This window comes from Rathayibacter sp. VKM Ac-2927 (genome assembly GCF_022815525.1).
Taxonomy (GTDB): domain Bacteria; phylum Actinomycetota; class Actinomycetes; order Actinomycetales; family Microbacteriaceae; genus Rathayibacter; species Rathayibacter festucae.
In genome coordinates this window covers 602100-617251 of sequence record NZ_JALGRT010000003.1, presented here as the reverse complement: position 1 = coordinate 617251, position 15152 = coordinate 602100, and the positions used below count along the sequence as shown (strand labels likewise).

Below are 15152 nucleotides of genomic sequence, written 5' to 3'. Positions count from 1 at the left end.
GGGGACCTCCGTGGGATGGGTGGGACCGTGGATGGTGGAGCCGACCGGGCGGGGTCCCGTCCGCCCGGTCGGCGTTCGTGGGGCGAGGGTCAGCCGGTGACCTTGATGCCGTCGTCGGAGAGCTCGCGGTAGAAGCCGCCGATCTCGTCGTCGTAGTAGGCGGTGAGGGTCACCTGGCGGAGCGCGGCGCCGGAGGTGTTGTAGGAGGTGTCGCCGGTGGCGGTGACCTGCGCGTCGGGGAGCTCGATGGAGATGACGGCGTCGCCGTCGGCCATGTCGAAGATCCACGCGAGGCGGGGGGCCTCCTCGCCGGAGACGGTGACGATCATTTGCTCGCCGTGAGCGGTGGTCGCGGGGGTGACCTCGACCGCGTCCTCGCCGTAGATGGCCTTCGCGGCGTCGGCGTTGAGGTACTCGAGGAACGCGAACGAGAACTCGACCTCGAACCCGGTCTGGGTGCGCTTGACGACGAGGCCGGACCACTCCTTGATGGTCGTGACGTCGCGGTTCTCGGTCTTGGAGAGGCCGTCCTCGGAGACGTAACCGTTGGGGCTGTAGCCGGCGGGGATGCCGCCCTTGGGGTCGGTGCGTCCGGCGGTGCCGGTGGGGGCGGTGAGGACGCCTCCGGTGACCTTGGACTTGCCGGAGATCACCTTGCCTGCGGTGTTCATGGGGGCCCCTTTCTGGGCAGCACGAGGTGACCGTCCGGAGACGGTCCTGGGTGGTGGTTGGGACCGTTCCTCGCCGGGGTGGCGGGGAGTCAGAGGGCTGTGCGGCGGGCGGCGATCGCGTAGGTCGCGGTCGCGCGCGCGACTTCGGGCAGCAGCGGGTCGGGGAGGAAGTCGGGCGCGGACTCGGTGTCGACGCGGCGGACGGTGACGTCGCCGATGCGGCCGGCGCGGCCGGCGGCGATCATGATCGCGTCGTTGAGCAGCGCGAGCTTCATGGCGGCGTCCTCGGTGGAGGCGTACGCCTCGACGGTGACGCGGTGGACGACGGTAACGAGGTCCTCGTCGTAGCCGCCGACGGGGCGCACGCGGGTGAAGATCTTCGGCCGGGGCGAGGGGATGCGGCCGTAGGCGTGGGCGCCGGTGCCGGCGGCGAAGGTGTCGAGGTGCTGGTAGACGGCGGTGCGGGTGTCGGGGGCGACGAGGATCTCGGGCTCGGCCATGCTCACCTTCCGGCGTCGAGCGCGCGGGTGAGCGCGCGGTCCTCGGCTTCGGCCTTCCGGCCTTCGCGGGAGGAGGTGATGACGTAGGCGCCAGCGCGGTTGCGGCCGACTGCCTCGAGGACGGTGAAGTCATCGTCGGATCCGGCGGCCGCGCGGATCGCGTCGGCGCGGCGCTTGAGCTCGCCCTGCACCTCGGGGCTCTTGAGAATCGCGGCGGCGGTCTTCGAGTTCATCTCGATGCGGACGCTGCCGGCCATCAGCCCTCCCAGCGTTGGATCGTGAGCTGCGTGTGCGCGAGCGCGCCGGTGGGGGAGGGGACGCGGAGGACGTCGCCGAGGACCTCGTACTCGATGCCCTGGTATTCGATGTGGTCGTCGGCGCGGACGTCGGCGGTGGGCGGTGCGGCGACGGTCCAGCCGGTGAAGACGGCGGCGCGACCGTCGGTGTTCTCGGCGGACCGGGCGGGTTCGAGCCAGCAGCCGGTGATGGCGGTGCGCTCGGGGTGGTCTCGGTCGGCGACGTCGACGCCGCCGTCGGTGATTCGCGGGTAGCGGATGCGGGTGATGGTCTCGCGGGCGAAGGTGGAGAGCATCAGGGGGTCCAGCCGATCCGGTAGGGCGCGAGCTGCTCCTGCTCGTGGGGGAGGAGGACGGTGCCGCCGGCGACGCCTGCGGCGGTCGTGGACCAGGTGACGGACGCGGAGAGGGTCTGCTCGCGGACGATGCCGAGGGGGGAGCCGAGGGCGCGGGAGGCGATCTGCAGGGTGAGGTCGGCGACGGTCGCGGGGACGTCGGCGTAGCCGTGGGTGAAGGTCGCGACGATGCCGCCGAGGCGGTCGGTCCAGCGGCGGCCGCGGATGAGGCCGAGCCCGGACACGTCGAGGGTCGCGACGTCAACGGTGGTGCCACGCTCGACGACGCTGACGAGGTCGACGAGGCGGAGGGTGGGGAGGACGAGGAGGTCCCCGCCGGGTCCGTCGAGGCGGACCTGCAGCTCCTCGACCTTCGCGATGTGCCAGCCGCAGTGCTCGCGGATGAGCGCGGACGCGGCCGTGAGCGCGGCGTCGAGGTAGAGGTGGGTGGTGGCGGTGATGGCGCCCAGCGACCGGGCGGCCATCTGCTCCTTGTCGGCGAATGCCTCGGCCACGGCGCCTCCTACTTGGTCTTGGGCGCGGGCGCCTGCTTGTCGCGCGGCTTGCGTGCGGCGGTGTTGCGCGGGTCGGCGGCGGCCTTCGTGGCGGCTCGGAGCACGGCGCCCGCGGGCACGTCCTCGTCGTCGAACTGGTAGGTGCTGCCGCGGTAGTCGTACTCTCTGAGCGCCATGGCGCGGGTCCCTTCGGAGGTGTGGCTGACGGGGCCGGGCGGTGAGGCCCGACCCCGTCAGATGGATCACGCCGGAGCGGCGCTCGAGAAGGTGACCTTCACGAATCCGGCCGGCTGCCGGGCGGCGAGCGCGAGGCGCTCCTCCGCGCGGATGGTGACGCGGTTGTTGGTGAAGTCGTCCTCGTCGGTGTTGGTCGACTCGACGCGCACGCCGCCCTTGCGGATGACGGACGCCGACTGGGCGTAGGCGCCGACGAGGGCGGTGCCCGCGGTGATCGCCGGGGTGACGACGGTGCGCAGGCCCCAGAGCGGCGGCTGCTCCTGGATGCCGCCGTTGCCGTACTGGCCGGAGAAGAACCCTCCGCCGAAGTACTGGCCGTTGCCGTCCTTGGAGAGGCGCAGCGTCTGGTAGTCGGCCGGGTTGATGACGATGCCGTCGGCGTCGAACCCGGATCCGGTGACGACCTTCGTGATGGCGCGGAACAGGGCGTCCGCGTTGTCGGTGCGGTTCGCGGCGGCCTCGGTCTGGATGCCGACGCGGTTGAGCAGGCCCCGGATGTTGGTGCCGGCGCCGCTGCCGGAGAGCAGCTGGTTCTCCTCGAAGAGCCCCAGGTGGTAGAGGAGGCGGCCGTCGACCGCGCTCTTGTACCAGGGCAGGTCCTCGATGATCTCGTCGGACTCCTTGATGAACGCGGCGATCTTCTTGAGCGCCTCGGTCACCGCGGTCGGGTCGGCGAAGTGGAGCTGCGGCTTCTGGCCGTTCTCCGCGACGGTGGTGAAGTCGCCCTCGAGCGCGCCCTCGACGAAGTAGGTGATCGCCGAGCCCGAGATGGTCTCGCTGCCGAGGAGGTCCGCGACGGTCAGGCGGCGGCGGACGCCGGTGACGATGTTGCGGTCGACGTCGGTGACGGCGGGGCCGAACACGGAGCCGACGGTCTGCACGTCTCCGGCGGCCTTGAACTCGGGGGCGGAGAGGGTGAACTTGCTGCCCTTCTTCCCCGCGAGCTGGTCGCCGACGGTCTTGATGAAGTGCTCGCCGAGCGACTTCGCCTGCTTCTGGGCGGGCGCCTCGTCGGCGCCGGTGAGACCGGCGGAGAGGTCGTCGAGGGCGCGCTTGCCGTCGAGCTTCTTGGCGAGGTCGGCCGCGGTCTTCGCGAGGGTGTCAGCCTCGGCGAGGTCCTCGTCGGTGACGTCGTCACCCTTGGCCTTGAGTCCGGTGATGAAGTCGCGGGCCGCCTTCTGCGCGGCCGCGTGCTGTTCCATGAGAGTCGCCATCAGGCGCTCCTTTCGCTGAGGAGGATGGTGGATTCACGCAGTGCCACGGTCGCCGCGCGGGAGCGCGACTTGGCGGACGGGTTGACGCTCGGCTCCTCGTCGGCCGGCGACTTGGCCCCGTGGGGCTCCTCGTCGTCGGCGGACTTGGCCGGTGCTTGACCGCTGGCCTTCTCCGTGTCTTCGGTGGGGAGAGTGGCGAGGACGTTGCTCAGCAGATCGACTGCCGAGCGGATGTCGCCCTCGTTCTTTGCCGACAGGGTTCTGCCGGCCTTCGCCGCGTCGACGAGCGCTTCCGCGTTCGCCTTCACGGCGACGACTGAGGTGTCCTGGTTCGCGCCGATCGGCACGAACGAGAACTCGTAGACCTTGAGCTTCCGCAGCTCATTGGCCTTGGCGCCGTCCTCGAGCTCGACAGTGCCCTCGTCGAGGACGTCGTACGCGAAGGACAGCTGCGAGAGGCGCCGGCCCTTGACGAGCCGGTAGACCTGCGGGCCCTTCGGGGAGTCGAGGTCGAACTTGCCGCGAACGCGCCACCCGTGCTCGTCCTCGCTCATCTCGAGCGCCTCGGCGACGTAGAAGTCGGGGTCGTCGAGGCGGTGACCGAAGAGGCCGGGAAGAGCGTTGCCCGACGCCTCCCACTCGTCGATGGTGTCGAGGAACGCGCCCTTCGCGACGATGTCGCCGTAGCTGTCGGGCGTGCGGGTGAACGTTGACGGGTAGACGATGAACTCGCCCTCGGCGAGGCCGTCGTCGGGTCCCGCCTTGACGCTGACGGGGACGGTCTTGGTCTCCATGGGAGCCTCCTAGTAGCTGATCGAGACGCCGCAGTTGCAGCCGGAGACGCCGTCGGCGCCGAGGACGGGGTCGCCTGGCCAGTCGGCGCCGTTGGAGAACTGTTCGTCGATGCCGACGGTCTCGCCGTCCATCGCGGCGTGGTCGGGGCGGGGGTTGTCGCCGGTCTCCCACGTCTTCTGGGCCGCGCTGCCGGTGGTCTGCTGCGCGGCTTCGACGAGCGCGAACCCGGCGAGGCCCGCGACGAGCGCGGTCGCGGCGGATCCGCTGCGCGCGGACTCGGCCTCGGCGAAGACGTCGGCGGGGTCCGCGTCGTCGTCGTCGATGGCGTCGTCGAGGCGTTCCTTGGTCGTCGAGTTGATGGCGCCGGCGCGCGAGTCTGCGACGGCGCGGAGGAACGCGCGGGTGCGGTCCTCGTCGTAGTCGCCTTCGGTGAAGCCGAGGCGCTTCGCCTGCTCCTGCCCGAGCTCGGTGGCCGTGGTCATCGCGAGGGCGTAGAGGTCGTCGGAGAGCTCGCGGTCCCAGCGGGCGCCGTCCCAGTAGTCGCCGGCCGCCTTCGCGCCGAGGGCGGAGAGGACGGCACGGCGCTGCCGGGCGAAGAACGTGGAGAGGACCTCGGCGGCCTTCTCGACGTAGCTGGTGGTGTCGAGGTCGTCGGACTTGAGCGACACACGCGATCGCGGGGCCTTCCGTCCCGACTTGGGTGCGGAATCGCGGGGGGAAGCCTGCCCGCCCATGAGGACGTTGAGCGGTGTGGCGAGCTGCGCGGCGTCTCCGCCGAGGGCGGGCATGTTGTTGCGCGAGCGCGCCTCGTCGGCGGTCATCCAGGGGCGGCCGACGGAGGTGGAGAGCCCGGCGGCCTGCTCCTCGAACGAGCCCTGCAACTTCTCGGCGATGTTGAACTCGACATAGATGCCCGCGGCGGCCGCGACGCGGGGGACGAGGAAGGTGTTGAGCCGGTCTTCGATCTGGGCCATGAGCGGGCCGAGGGTCTCGCTGTAGAGCATGCGCCGGAACTCGCGCACGTTCGAGAAGTTGGCGTTATCGAGCTGCCCGATCATGGTCGGGTTGACGTGGTAGACCGACGCGACGGTGGAGATCGCGAGCTTCGCCGCGTCGATGTACTCCTCCTCGTGGGCGGAGAAGCCGACGCGGCTCATCTTCATGCCGTCCTCGAGGAGCAGCGTGCCGCCGGCCTTGCTGCCGCGTCCGGAGAAAGCGTTCTTAAAGGACTCGGTGAACCGCTTGCGTGCCGCTTCGCCCCACTCGCCGGCGGGCCGTTCGATGACAGTGCCGACGCGGCCGCCGCGGGCCCACACCTGCTGGCGGTACTCGGACGCCTGGATCTGCTCGGCGAGGGTGGACTTGAGCGCCTCGATGGGCGACTTCCCCTGCTTCTTCGCGATCGGATTCCAGCCGACGAACGGAAGGACGTTCTCGGCGTCGATCTTGAAGGACTCCTTGCCGGGAGGCGCGACGATCCACTTCTCGGGCGCCCAGAAGTCGCCGCCCTCGTTGCCGACCACCCATGCCGCGGGGATTGGGCGGATCTCCCACCCGGACGCGGTGTCGCTCTCGGCGAGCAGCCAGTAGGCGATGTCGTAGAGGTCGATGGTGGAGACGAGGTCGTAGATGAGCTCGTAGCTCGTCATCGAGGCGTTCGGCCGCTTGAGCAGCTGCGCGACGGGGTCCTCGCGGGTACGGCGGCGGTCGTCGTCGTCGAGGCGCTGGAAGGTGTGGATCCCGAGCTGCGCGATATTCCGGGCGCGGAAGGAGACGACGGAGCGGAGTGCGGGCTGCGTCTCCCAGAGCTCCTCCGTGGACAGGCCGAGCACGCTGCTGGTCGTCGTCGAGATGTACTCGACGGGCACGCCGGCGCGGTAGTCGGGTCGAGTGCCGCGGAGGATATCGAGGAGTCCCACGTCGCCTCCTTCGGGTTCAGAGCACGAGGACGTCGAAGTCCTCGTAGGCGGACCGGACGGGGGCCGGGTTGGTCATCAGCAGCCAGAGCGCGCCGATCGCGGCCATGAGCGGCGCGGCGTCCTCCGGGGATCTCTTGCGGTCGATCGCCCAGCCGTCGCCGAGCGCCTTGATCTGCGCTGTCGCCGCCGCGATATCGAGCGGCGCCTGCGCGCCGTGCGTGAGCGTGACGACGTCGTCGCCGTCGTCGAGGGTGTGGCGCAGCGCGTCGTAGAACTGGCCGCACGCGCGCGACAGCTCGGCGTCCTGCCACGGCTCGAGGGCGATACCGGCCCGCTCGAAGTCCGCGACGAGCGAGGACACGGGCGCGCCGCGCGTCTGCAGCGTCACCAGGTCGGGGGCGACCTGCCGGTCGGCGTGGAGGAGCCATGGGATGACCCACTCGGTGCCCGCGCGGCGCGCGGCGAGCTCGACGCGGCGCCGCCCCTGGTCGTCCCAGAACGCGATCGCGATCGACGCCCACGTTCGGTCGTGCGACACGTCGACGCAGTACGCCGCCGGCCGGGCCCGGTCGCGGGTCACGCGCTGCTCGAGCGCGCGCTGCCAGGCGCCGTTCGGGAAGGGGCCCGCGCCGGCCGAGTTCACGAACTGGCAGAGGACCTCGGTGCGGAACTCCCACTCGGGGTCCGTCAGCGCGGCCGCGGCGATCGTGCGCTCGGTGAGCTCGGTGTGCCCCATCGAAGGGTTCGCCTCCGCCCACCCCTCGCGGTCCCAGATGCCGCGCTGGACGCCGTCGACGTCGCCCGCGGACCACTCGAACAGGCCGATGGAGTCGACGTCGACGTCCTCGGCGATGTCGTCGGGCAGAGAGTCGAGGACGGCGCCGGTGATCGCGCCGATCGCGACGTCGCGCAGGTGCCGCAGGACTACGGACGCGGCGTCGCCGGCGTTGGACACGCCCCACACCTGCGCCCGCTTGCGGGCCATGGACGTCTTCGACGTCGCCGACCACGCCTTCCAGTCCTGGTGCTCGCGGAGCTCGTCGAAGATGATCAGGTCGCCGGAGAACCCGCGCCCGCCGCGACGGTTCGCGGCCGCGATCTTGTACCGCTCGCCGCCGTCGAGGAGGAGCAGCTGCGAGCCCTTCCCCGCCTTGAGGTCCTGGATCTCGTTCGCGAGCTCGGGGACCGCCTCGGCGACCGCGACGGCCTCGCTCCACGCCTTCTCGGAGTGGTCGAGGGACACGCTCGTCCCGAGGATCATGCGGGCGCCGTCCTGGAACATGCGCCACAGGATCAGCGACGTCAGCAGCGTCGACTTACCGTTCTGCCGGGCGACGAGCAGCAGCACCGTCCGGAACCGGAACACGGCGCCCGGGCCGGGGAGGATCTCGAGGGCGTGGATCAGGAGCCACCGCTGCCACTCGAGCAGCCGCGGGAACAGGCCGAGGTAGTCGGTGTCGTCCGTCGGGTCGCGGTGCGCGTCGAGCTCCTCGAGGCGGTCGCGGATCCAGTCCGCGAACTCGATCACCTCGAAGCCGAGCGACGTGTCCGCGGTCAGCGGCCGCAGCGGCGGCGTGTAGAGGCGAGGGACGGAGGAGCCGTAGCGCCTACCGCGCCCGCTTCTCGGGCCGCTGGAACTTCGAGACGTTGCTCGGGCCTTCGGCCGCGTCTGGCTGGCTGCCGCCATCGCTGCCTCCAGCCGAATCGGGGACGAAGCGCAGGGAGCGCAGCTCGCGCAGCAGCCGCACGGACGGGGTCGCGCCGAGGTCGGACAGCACGCGGGACAGGGCCCGGTGCGCGGCGCGCGCGGCCGGCCGGTCGCCCTCAGCGAGGGACACGTCGACGTCCTCGGCGAGGAGCCGGGCCTGAGCGATCGACGCGGCGTCCGACTCCTTCAGCCACTTCGCGGCGGCGATCGCGGAGTCGACCGAGTCGCGCATCACGCGGGCCGCGGCCGCGTTCGTCCCGTTCGCCGCGGCGGCGCGCTCAGCGTCGCGCTGCTCACGCTCTCGACGGCGCTTCTCCCGCATCCGCTCGCGGGCCGCCTCGCGGCGCTGGTCCGGCGTCTGAGCCATCCGAGCACCTCGATCCTGCGAACGCGAACGGGTGTGCGCACGATGCTCACTCCCGATGGGGGAGATCTCTGCCGGTGGAGTGACCTGGACGGTCGGGGCCAGCGATCGCGACCCCCCTACCCCTCGGAGTCAGCGACGGCACGCTCGAGTGCAGCGAGCGCATCTCACGGGCGCTGGCGCCTGGGTGTAGGCGTTGACGTACCGCGGCCAGGCGTGGAGGCCGAGGGCGCACCGCAGCGGGCGGCGGTAGCGCTGGCGGAGCGTTGCTGAGATGACCAGGGCGATGAGGTACATGCCGCACCCAGCTCCCGCGATGAGAGCGACGCGGATCGCGAATTCAGGGTCCATGGCTACCAGGCCTCCGAGGTCTCGCCGATGCTCGCGACGGCGGGTCCGTCGCCCTTGCCGCGGTTGCAGCGGTGGGCGGTGGGTTGGACGTTGCCGGGGTCGAACTCGAGGTGCGGGTGGGTGATGACGGGGAGCCGGTGGTCGAGCTCGAGCGCGTCGGGCGTGTTGGCGGGCGCGTCGTAGTCGATGTGCTGTTGGCCACAGATGGCGCAGGCCGCGTTCTGGGCCTTCCAGCGGGTCTTGTGCTCGGCGCGGAATTCGGTGGCGCGGCGGCCGTGGGTGCGGGCCATGCTGCTCCTGCCGGGGTGGGGCGCCCGTCCGCCACCGTCGGCGCGGCGCTGCAGCCGGTTGGGTGGGGTGCCGGGCGGGTCTGGGTACGCTGGCGCGATGCTCATGAACTACGTCGTCGCTGGCCTCTACGTGATCGCCTTCGTGCTCGAGATCGTCGGGCTGGTGAAGACGTCGAAGCCCGAGGTCGCGACGGACCCGGAGGACCAGCGGCCGTACTTCACCATGAGCGGCGAGGGGAAGCGCACCGGGCATGTGCTCGTGGTGTGTGGGCTGATCGTCGCGACCGTGGCGAGCTTCGCGTCGATGTGGGCGCCCGGCTTCGTGTGAGTGGGGCGGGCGCTTCGCCACGTGTCGGTGGCTGCCGGCGCCCGCCCTGGTGACCCGTGCTGCCCGAATCCGGAGGGTCAGTACCGGTGCTGCGGGCCGGAAGGTGTCGGCCCTGGAACGAAGAAACCCACCGTGCCGCCCTGTCGGGTGGTGGTGGGTTTCGTCGTGATTATGAAGGTAGATGGTCGCACACCGAGGCTGTCAACTTCTCGGCCGAAATCGGGCAGATTTCTGGTTGATGAGCGCTCGGCGGAGCCAAGCGGTGAGGTCGGCTTCGTCGATTTCGACGTGGTGGGAGCCGAGGCGGCGGTGGGGCATGCCGTGGTGCATCCACCTCTGGATAGTCGAGCGGGAGCGGCGCACTCGTCGTGCTGCGGAGCGGACGGTGTACACCGCCTCGTCGGTCATGGTGCGGGGGTCTCCTCGAGTTGGGCGGTGTCGCCGCTGGCGATGTAGGCGGCGATCGGGATGATCAGGATGATCACCACCGCGACGGCGAGTCTCATGCGGCGGCGGCCGGTCGGTGGCAGATGCAGGTGCAGTCAACGGGCTCGTTGGCGGCGTAGTCCCAGCCGTCGCCGTTGCAAGCTGGGTGCTTCCCGACGACGCACTCTGGGTTGAGCGGCCGCGGCGTCGCCGGCGTGTGCGTCCCGCCGCGGGCCTTGAAGATCGTCCGCTCGAGTGCGACCCGCTGACCGAGGTCCTTGGGGTGCCATTCGTCCTCGACCTCCCACTGGATGTCGGCGGGGATCCGACCATGGGTCGGGTCGGTCGTGAGGACGCGGCCGTCGTTGCCCGGGTAGGTGCCTGGCTCGTGGTCGGTCATGCTGTTGCTCCTTCGGTGAGGACGGCGTCGGTCTCGACGTCGCTGGCGGGGGTCCACTGGCAGTACTCGCAGCGGATGGTCTCGACGTTGACGATGTCGCGAGTGATGACGAGGCGGTGCTGGTCGCAGACGGGGCAGGGGACCGTCCTCGGCCGGGTGGGCGGCGGGTCGATCGGGAAGCGGCCGCGGAGGGTGCGGATCATCTCGGCGAGCTCGTCGTACCAGACGACGATCGTGTCGAGGGCCGCGATCTTCGGCCCGTGCGCGAGCTCGAACCGGATCAGCTCGGCAAGGAGGACGTCGGCTTTCCCGAGGTCGGTGTCCTTGGGGAAGCCGTTGATGTCCTCGTCGCGGCGCCACCGGTCGAAGAGGAACGCGGGCGGGGCGACGTGCAGCTCGGTGGCGTGGTTCTTGACGACGTCGGCGAGCTGCCCGAAGAACAGATCGGTCGCTTCGACGGCCTGTTCGTTGAAGGGGAGCCGCCAGGCGCGGGTGGAGTCGACGCGGTCGGTCTGGGCGAGGGAGGAGCCGAGGCTGGGCGTGCGGAGGGTGAAGGCGTGCATGGCGAGTTCGTGGCCGTAGCGGAGCCAGTAGCGGATGCGGGAGTAGCAGGGGCCGCAGAGGTGGCCGTAGCGGGCGGCGGCGGGGTAGCAGCCGTGGCAGACGTCAGTGCCGGGGCAGTCGTCGGCGTGGACGTCGCGGGCGGCGTGGTGGCGGGCGCAGGGGGTGATGGTGGGGGCGGCGGTGAGGAGGGCGAGCTGCTGCAGGGTGGTCATGGGCGGTGTCTCCTCAGAACGGGGGGGTGCTGCTGGGTGGGGTGTCGAGCTCGTCGATGGAGACGGCTCCGACGTCGGCGAGGGTGGTCGGGTAGCGGGCGCCGCACTGGTGGGCGGGGAGGATCGCGACCGTGTAGGGGGTGTGGCGGCGGAGGTTGTGGGAGAAGCGGCGGGAGAGCCGGTAGGTGCCGAGGATGGTCTTCTCGAGGACGTAGGTGGGCCGGCCGAGGATGGTGCAGGCGACCTCGTCGGGCGGGGAGATAGGTGTCGGGTCGACTCTCTTGGGGCCGTGGAAGGCGCCGTCGATGTCGTCCCAGTCGTAGAGGAGGACGGGCTCGGAGCAGCGGGGGCACTGGTCGTCCTTGGGGATTTCGGGGCCGCGTCTCATGGCCTGCTCCGGGGGGTGAGGGTCTGTAGGGGCGCCGTTTTCGGTTGAACGCTCCCTGCGCGAGTTAGGTCAGTTCCCTTAGTTCCCTCATAGAGCTGCGTCGTAGTCGAAATAACGGACCCTACGGACCCTACGGACCCTGTAACGCTGGTCAGAGGCCATTTCCGAGTCGAGGTTGAGGCGAATTCACTCGCCCCATTGCGACCCTGCGGACCCTGGGACGCCTGTCCGGCCTGGTCGGGGGCAGGGTCCGATTTCACGGTCAGAATCCGGTCCACGGTGATCCCTTCTCGTCGCCTTCGTCGGCGGTCGTCTCGTCGGCGTAGAGGGTGACGTTCGTGTAGAAGCGGCGCCCGTTGGCCTTCGCCTCGCCGAGCGCGAACTCCTGCCGAAGGCGCCGGCCGAAGGCCTGCCCGGGGATCTCGGTCTCGTGCTCGGCGCGGCACCACTTCGAGTACTCGCGGCGCAGCTCGGCTGTGGGGACGCGGACGTACTCGCCGCCGCCGATCTTGCAGCGGTCCTCCATGAACCGGGCGAGGTGGTCCTCCTCGGCGGCGTAGGAGGCGGTCGCCTCGCGGACGGCGGTGGGGTCGCCGAGGCCGTGCGCGATCGCGTCGATGTAGCCGCGGACGATCCACGCGAGGATCCCGGGGCCTTCGTCGCGGGCGAGGATGCCCTGCAGGTCGTCGACCTTCTCTTCGGCGGTGATCTGGTGCTCGAAGGGGATGAGGCGCAGGCGCCGCCAGAACGAGAACCCGCCGGACGCGACGGCCGGCTGGTGGTTGCCCATCAGCCAGAGGGTGTGGGTGGGCTCGAAGGTGAAGAAGTCCTGCCGCATGAAGCGCGCCTTGATGCGGTCCCCGCCGGTGAGGGCTTTCATCTTCGCTTCGTCGAAGCGGGTGTTCTCGTTTACCTCGGACGCGACGACGAGGCGGCGGCCCTGCAGGTCGGCGAGCTCGGTCTCGTGCTTGTCTCGGCCGGCGAGGAGGAACCCTTGGGGGGCGGAGGTCGCGTAGTCGCCGAGGACGCGCATGAGGGTCTCGAGGAACACGGTCTTCCCGTTCTGGCCGCCGCCGTGGAGGAAGGGGAGGACGTGGTGGGCGGTGTCGCCGTGCGCGGTGATCCCGGCGAGGCGCTGCATGAACTGGATGAGCTGCTGGTCGCCTTGGAAGGTGACGTGGAGGAATCGGTCCCACTGGGGGGTGGGGAGCTCGAAGTCGACGACGGTCGCGGTCTGGCGGGTGTGCATGAGGGTGGGGTGGGGGTCGAGGATCTGCCCGGTGGCGAGGTCGATGACGCCGCGGGGGGTGTTGAGCTGCCCGTTCTGGGTGTCGAAGGTGTCGGCGGTGGTGCGGATCTCGCCGAGGCCGCGGAGGATGCGGACGCTGTTGGTGAGGGCGCGGGCGGCGAAGGACTTCTTCTTGTGCTGGTGGAGGGCGGGGGAGTCTTCGGGGAGCGCGCGGACGGTGTCGAGGGCGGCGGCCATGGCGGGGGCGTCGTCGGGGGCCATGACCCAGCGGGTGCCTTCCCAGGCGGCCCACTTGCCGGTGTCGGTGACGTAGCGGAGGCGCCGGGCGTGGCGCTGCATGGTGAGGTAGGCGTTGCCGGTGTCGGTGAGCGCTTCGGTGCCGGAGGAGATGGTGGACGGCTGCAGGGCGGCGGTGCCGTCGGTCTGGTGCACGGCCGGCGCGGACCCGCTGCTCGACGACGACGTCGCGGGCGCGGTGGGCGCGGGCTGGGGGACGGCGGCGAGGTGGCGTTCGGCGCGGCGCCCGTATCCGGATCCGGCGAGCGCGGTGGCGGCGGCGGAGTGGTCGCCGCCGTGCTCGAGGACGGCGTAGGCGCCGAACTTCGTGTAGGGGGTCTCGGCGTCGAAGACGGTGGAGGTGGTGAACACGAAGAGGCGGTCGCGGTCGCGGGCGTGGCCGGTGGTCGCGGAGATGTCGGCTTCCTTGCCGGGTCGGCGCCAGTAGCGGGTGGTGCCGCGGGCGAAGACGAGGGTCCAGCCGTGGGGGGTGAGGATGTCGGCCCAGTCGGTGCGCTCTTCGTAGTCGTCGCCGGGGGTGACGTCGCCGTCGCGGGCGGTCGACGGGGCGGTCCAGGTGGGGGAGAGGGTCGCGGTCTGCTCGGGGGCGGGGGTCTCGTCGAGGGTGCCAATGATGGCGTGGAGGGTGCCGCGTTCGTCGTCGGTGAGGGTGGGGATGCTGTCGGGGCCGCCTGCGATGCGCAGCCAGGGGCGGCCGGTGTCGTGGAAGGCGCCGGGGGTGGGCGCGGCGACCACGAACCCGCCTTCCCCGCGGGTCTCGGCGAGGGTCTGGTGGGTGGCGTCGGCGGCGAGCTTCGTGTTGCCGACGACGGGTCGGTCGGTGCGGTAGAGCCAGTGGATGCCGCCGGAGGGTGACTGCTCGAGCCAGCCGGTGGACACGCGGGCCCAGAGGGCGCCGACGCCGGAGTCGTTGGCGAGCTGCGCGAGTTCGGGGAGGCGGCCCATGGCGCGCCCTTCGAGTTCGAGCATTTCGAGGTTGCCGGAGACAGCGCCGGTGACGATTCCGAGCCCGTAGGGGGTGTCGGCGGTCCACGTCTGGTCGATCTCCGCGGGGGTGGCGATGGTGGTCTGGGCCTGCTTCCAGGAGCCGTGGGGGCGCTTGCCGGTGCCGGGTGCGACGGGGATGACGGACACGCCGGCGGCCGCGAGCTGGTGCGCGGTCTGGTTGATGCTGCTCATGGGGTGCTTCCTGTGGGCGCGGGTGTCGGCGGGGGTGGGGCGGCGCCCACCGGGTGAGGGGTGGGCGCCGCCGGGGTGGTGCTAGTTCGCGCGGACCGAGGCGATCTGCTCGACGGTGATGCCGGTCGCGGACGCGATGCCCTCGTCGGGGATCTGCATGCCGATGAGCGCGCGGACCTTCTCGACGAGCTCGCCGGGCAGGCCGGACGGGTGCGCGGCGGGCGCGGGCGGCGCGGCGGGGGCGGCGGGCTGCTGGGGCGCCTGCTGCGCGTACTGCTGCTGGGCGGTGTCGGGCCAGGTCCCCGCGGGCGGGGGCGTCTGCGGCACGAACGGCGCCTGCACGGGCTGCTGCGGCGCCTGCTGCGGGATCGCCTGCGACGGGAACCCCGCGGGTGTCTGCTGCTGCACCGGTGCCGGCGGGGTGGCGGGTGCGGCCTGCGCGAAGCCGGAGGCGGGCGGCGCGTAGGTGGCGGTGTACAGCTTCTTCGGGTTCGCGGGGTTCTGCGACGCGGGGTCGTTGCCGGTGTAGGTGACGGTCAGGATCCCGCCGACCGCGAGGTCCTCGGCGCCGGCCGCCGCGATCGCTTCGGCGATGGCGCGGAAGCGGGCGTCGCCCTTGGACTTCGTGACGTAGAGGGTGCGGACGCCGTCGTCGTCGGGGTCGACGCGCGACGTCGTCTGGAGGGGCACCTGGATCTGCATCTTGGCGTCGCCGGAGGGCCAGAAGTCGAGGTCGGTGGTCTTGTACTTCGTGGCCTGCCGCTCGGAGGGGGCGCGGGTGATGGTGCCGGTGACGGTCTCGCCGATGGTGTTGAAGGTGGCGGACTTGCCGCCGGAGATGTCGAACAGGGACATGAGTGGTTTCGCCTTTCGGGCTGTCTGGGTGGTCGTGCTGGTCCGTGCTGGTCGTGCGT

The 15152-nt window shown here is 71.1% G+C and carries 18 protein-coding genes; 1 reads left to right on the top strand and 17 read right to left on the bottom strand.

What is annotated here, in order from left to right; all coding sequences use genetic code 11:
- Positions 1-89 precede the first annotated feature (89 nt).
- From MT353_RS12055 to MT353_RS12000, 12 genes are all read right to left on the bottom strand, one after another.
- Positions 90-671 carry a hypothetical protein gene (locus tag MT353_RS12055; RefSeq protein WP_243624601.1) on the bottom strand — a complete coding sequence of 194 codons (582 nt, stop codon included), beginning with the start codon at positions 669-671 and terminating at the stop codon, positions 90-92.
- Between the two features lie 89 nt (positions 672-760).
- On the bottom strand, positions 761-1171 hold the full coding sequence (locus MT353_RS12050; protein ID WP_243624600.1) for a hypothetical protein: 411 nt from the start codon (positions 1169-1171) through the stop codon (positions 761-763).
- A gap of 2 nt (positions 1172-1173) precedes the next feature.
- Positions 1174-1428, bottom strand: a complete 255-nt coding sequence (locus MT353_RS12045) for a hypothetical protein (protein WP_243624599.1) — start codon at positions 1426-1428, stop codon at positions 1174-1176.
- Positions 1428-1763 carry a hypothetical protein gene (locus MT353_RS12040; protein WP_243624598.1) on the bottom strand — a complete coding sequence of 112 codons (336 nt, stop codon included), beginning with the start codon at positions 1761-1763 and terminating at the stop codon, positions 1428-1430. Before MT353_RS12040 ends, MT353_RS12045 begins: the two co-directional genes overlap by 1 nt.
- Positions 1763-2317 carry a hypothetical protein gene (locus tag MT353_RS12035; protein WP_243624597.1) on the bottom strand — a complete coding sequence of 185 codons (555 nt, stop codon included), beginning with the start codon at positions 2315-2317 and terminating at the stop codon, positions 1763-1765. Before MT353_RS12035 ends, MT353_RS12040 begins: the two co-directional genes overlap by 1 nt.
- A gap of 8 nt (positions 2318-2325) precedes the next feature.
- Positions 2326-2493 (bottom strand): hypothetical protein, encoded by a 168-nt coding sequence (locus MT353_RS12030; protein ID WP_243624596.1) that lies wholly within the window; start codon positions 2491-2493, stop codon positions 2326-2328.
- Between the two features lie 66 nt (positions 2494-2559).
- On the bottom strand, positions 2560-3768 hold the full coding sequence (locus MT353_RS12025; protein WP_104324046.1) for a phage major capsid protein: 1209 nt from the start codon (positions 3766-3768) through the stop codon (positions 2560-2562).
- Positions 3768-4562, bottom strand: coding sequence for an HK97 family phage prohead protease (locus MT353_RS12020; protein WP_243624595.1), 795 nt, complete (start codon positions 4560-4562; stop codon positions 3768-3770). Before MT353_RS12020 ends, MT353_RS12025 begins: the two co-directional genes overlap by 1 nt.
- A 9-nt stretch (positions 4563-4571) precedes the next feature.
- Positions 4572-6482: a phage portal protein gene (locus MT353_RS12015; protein WP_243624594.1), complete on the bottom strand. Its 1911-nt coding sequence runs from the start codon at positions 6480-6482 to the stop codon at positions 4572-4574.
- Between the two features lie 16 nt (positions 6483-6498).
- Positions 6499-8010, bottom strand: coding sequence for a hypothetical protein (locus MT353_RS12010; protein WP_243624593.1), 1512 nt, complete (start codon positions 8008-8010; stop codon positions 6499-6501).
- Between the two features lie 79 nt (positions 8011-8089).
- The gene (locus MT353_RS12005) at positions 8090-8557 is read right to left on the bottom strand and encodes a hypothetical protein (protein ID WP_243624591.1); all 468 of its coding nucleotides are present in this window, start codon (positions 8555-8557) and stop codon (positions 8090-8092) included.
- A gap of 350 nt (positions 8558-8907) precedes the next feature.
- A complete protein-coding gene (locus MT353_RS12000; protein WP_243624589.1) occupies positions 8908-9195 on the bottom strand; it encodes a hypothetical protein in 288 nt (95 codons plus the stop codon).
- A gap of 97 nt (positions 9196-9292) precedes the next feature.
- Here MT353_RS12000 and MT353_RS11995 point away from each other — a divergent pair, with 97 nt between their 5' ends.
- Positions 9293-9523, top strand: a complete 231-nt coding sequence (locus tag MT353_RS11995) for a hypothetical protein (protein WP_243624588.1) — start codon at positions 9293-9295, stop codon at positions 9521-9523.
- Positions 9524-10025: 502 nt separating this feature from the next.
- Here MT353_RS11995 and MT353_RS11990 read toward each other — a convergent pair.
- The 5 genes from MT353_RS11990 to MT353_RS11970 form a co-directional block, all read right to left on the bottom strand.
- Complete coding sequence (locus MT353_RS11990; RefSeq protein ID WP_243624586.1) at positions 10026-10349, bottom strand: hypothetical protein; 324 nt, start codon at positions 10347-10349, stop codon at positions 10026-10028.
- On the bottom strand, positions 10346-11125 hold the full coding sequence (locus MT353_RS11985; RefSeq protein ID WP_243624585.1) for a hypothetical protein: 780 nt from the start codon (positions 11123-11125) through the stop codon (positions 10346-10348). Before MT353_RS11985 ends, MT353_RS11990 begins: the two co-directional genes overlap by 4 nt.
- A gap of 13 nt (positions 11126-11138) precedes the next feature.
- The gene (locus MT353_RS11980) at positions 11139-11513 is read right to left on the bottom strand and encodes a hypothetical protein (protein ID WP_243624584.1); all 375 of its coding nucleotides are present in this window, start codon (positions 11511-11513) and stop codon (positions 11139-11141) included.
- 262 nt (positions 11514-11775) lie between these two features.
- Positions 11776-14238, bottom strand: a complete 2463-nt coding sequence (locus MT353_RS11975) for a phage/plasmid primase, P4 family (RefSeq protein WP_243624583.1) — start codon at positions 14236-14238, stop codon at positions 11776-11778.
- A gap of 81 nt (positions 14239-14319) precedes the next feature.
- A complete protein-coding gene (locus MT353_RS11970; RefSeq protein ID WP_243624580.1) occupies positions 14320-15093 on the bottom strand; it encodes a hypothetical protein in 774 nt (257 codons plus the stop codon).
- Positions 15094-15152: the final 59 nt, after the last annotated feature.

What these genes read in the sequence shown, in the direction of transcription:
- MT353_RS11985 (WP_243624585.1), bottom strand. Translation starts at nt 11,125, where the DNA reads ATGACCACCCTGCAGCAGCTCGCCCTCCTCACCGCCGCCCCCACCATC.
- MT353_RS11995 (WP_243624588.1), top strand. Translation starts at nt 9,293, where the DNA reads ATGCTCATGAACTACGTCGTCGCTGGCCTCTACGTGATCGCCTTCGTG.
- MT353_RS11975 (WP_243624583.1), bottom strand. Translation starts at nt 14,238, where the DNA reads ATGAGCAGCATCAACCAGACCGCGCACCAGCTCGCGGCCGCCGGCGTG.
- MT353_RS12055 (WP_243624601.1), bottom strand. Translation starts at nt 671, where the DNA reads ATGAACACCGCAGGCAAGGTGATCTCCGGCAAGTCCAAGGTCACCGGA.
- MT353_RS11970 (WP_243624580.1), bottom strand. Translation starts at nt 15,093, where the DNA reads ATGTCCCTGTTCGACATCTCCGGCGGCAAGTCCGCCACCTTCAACACC.
- MT353_RS12050 (WP_243624600.1), bottom strand. Translation starts at nt 1,171, where the DNA reads ATGGCCGAGCCCGAGATCCTCGTCGCCCCCGACACCCGCACCGCCGTC.
- MT353_RS12030 (WP_243624596.1), bottom strand. Translation starts at nt 2,493, where the DNA reads ATGGCGCTCAGAGAGTACGACTACCGCGGCAGCACCTACCAGTTCGAC.
- MT353_RS12020 (WP_243624595.1), bottom strand. Translation starts at nt 4,562, where the DNA reads ATGGAGACCAAGACCGTCCCCGTCAGCGTCAAGGCGGGACCCGACGAC.
- MT353_RS11980 (WP_243624584.1), bottom strand. Translation starts at nt 11,513, where the DNA reads ATGAGACGCGGCCCCGAAATCCCCAAGGACGACCAGTGCCCCCGCTGC.
- MT353_RS11990 (WP_243624586.1), bottom strand. Translation starts at nt 10,349, where the DNA reads ATGACCGACCACGAGCCAGGCACCTACCCGGGCAACGACGGCCGCGTC.
- MT353_RS12025 (WP_104324046.1), bottom strand. Translation starts at nt 3,768, where the DNA reads ATGGCGACTCTCATGGAACAGCACGCGGCCGCGCAGAAGGCGGCCCGC.
- MT353_RS12005 (WP_243624591.1), bottom strand. Translation starts at nt 8,557, where the DNA reads ATGGCTCAGACGCCGGACCAGCGCCGCGAGGCGGCCCGCGAGCGGATG.
- MT353_RS12000 (WP_243624589.1), bottom strand. Translation starts at nt 9,195, where the DNA reads ATGGCCCGCACCCACGGCCGCCGCGCCACCGAATTCCGCGCCGAGCAC.
- MT353_RS12040 (WP_243624598.1), bottom strand. Translation starts at nt 1,763, where the DNA reads ATGCTCTCCACCTTCGCCCGCGAGACCATCACCCGCATCCGCTACCCG.
- MT353_RS12045 (WP_243624599.1), bottom strand. Translation starts at nt 1,428, where the DNA reads ATGGCCGGCAGCGTCCGCATCGAGATGAACTCGAAGACCGCCGCCGCG.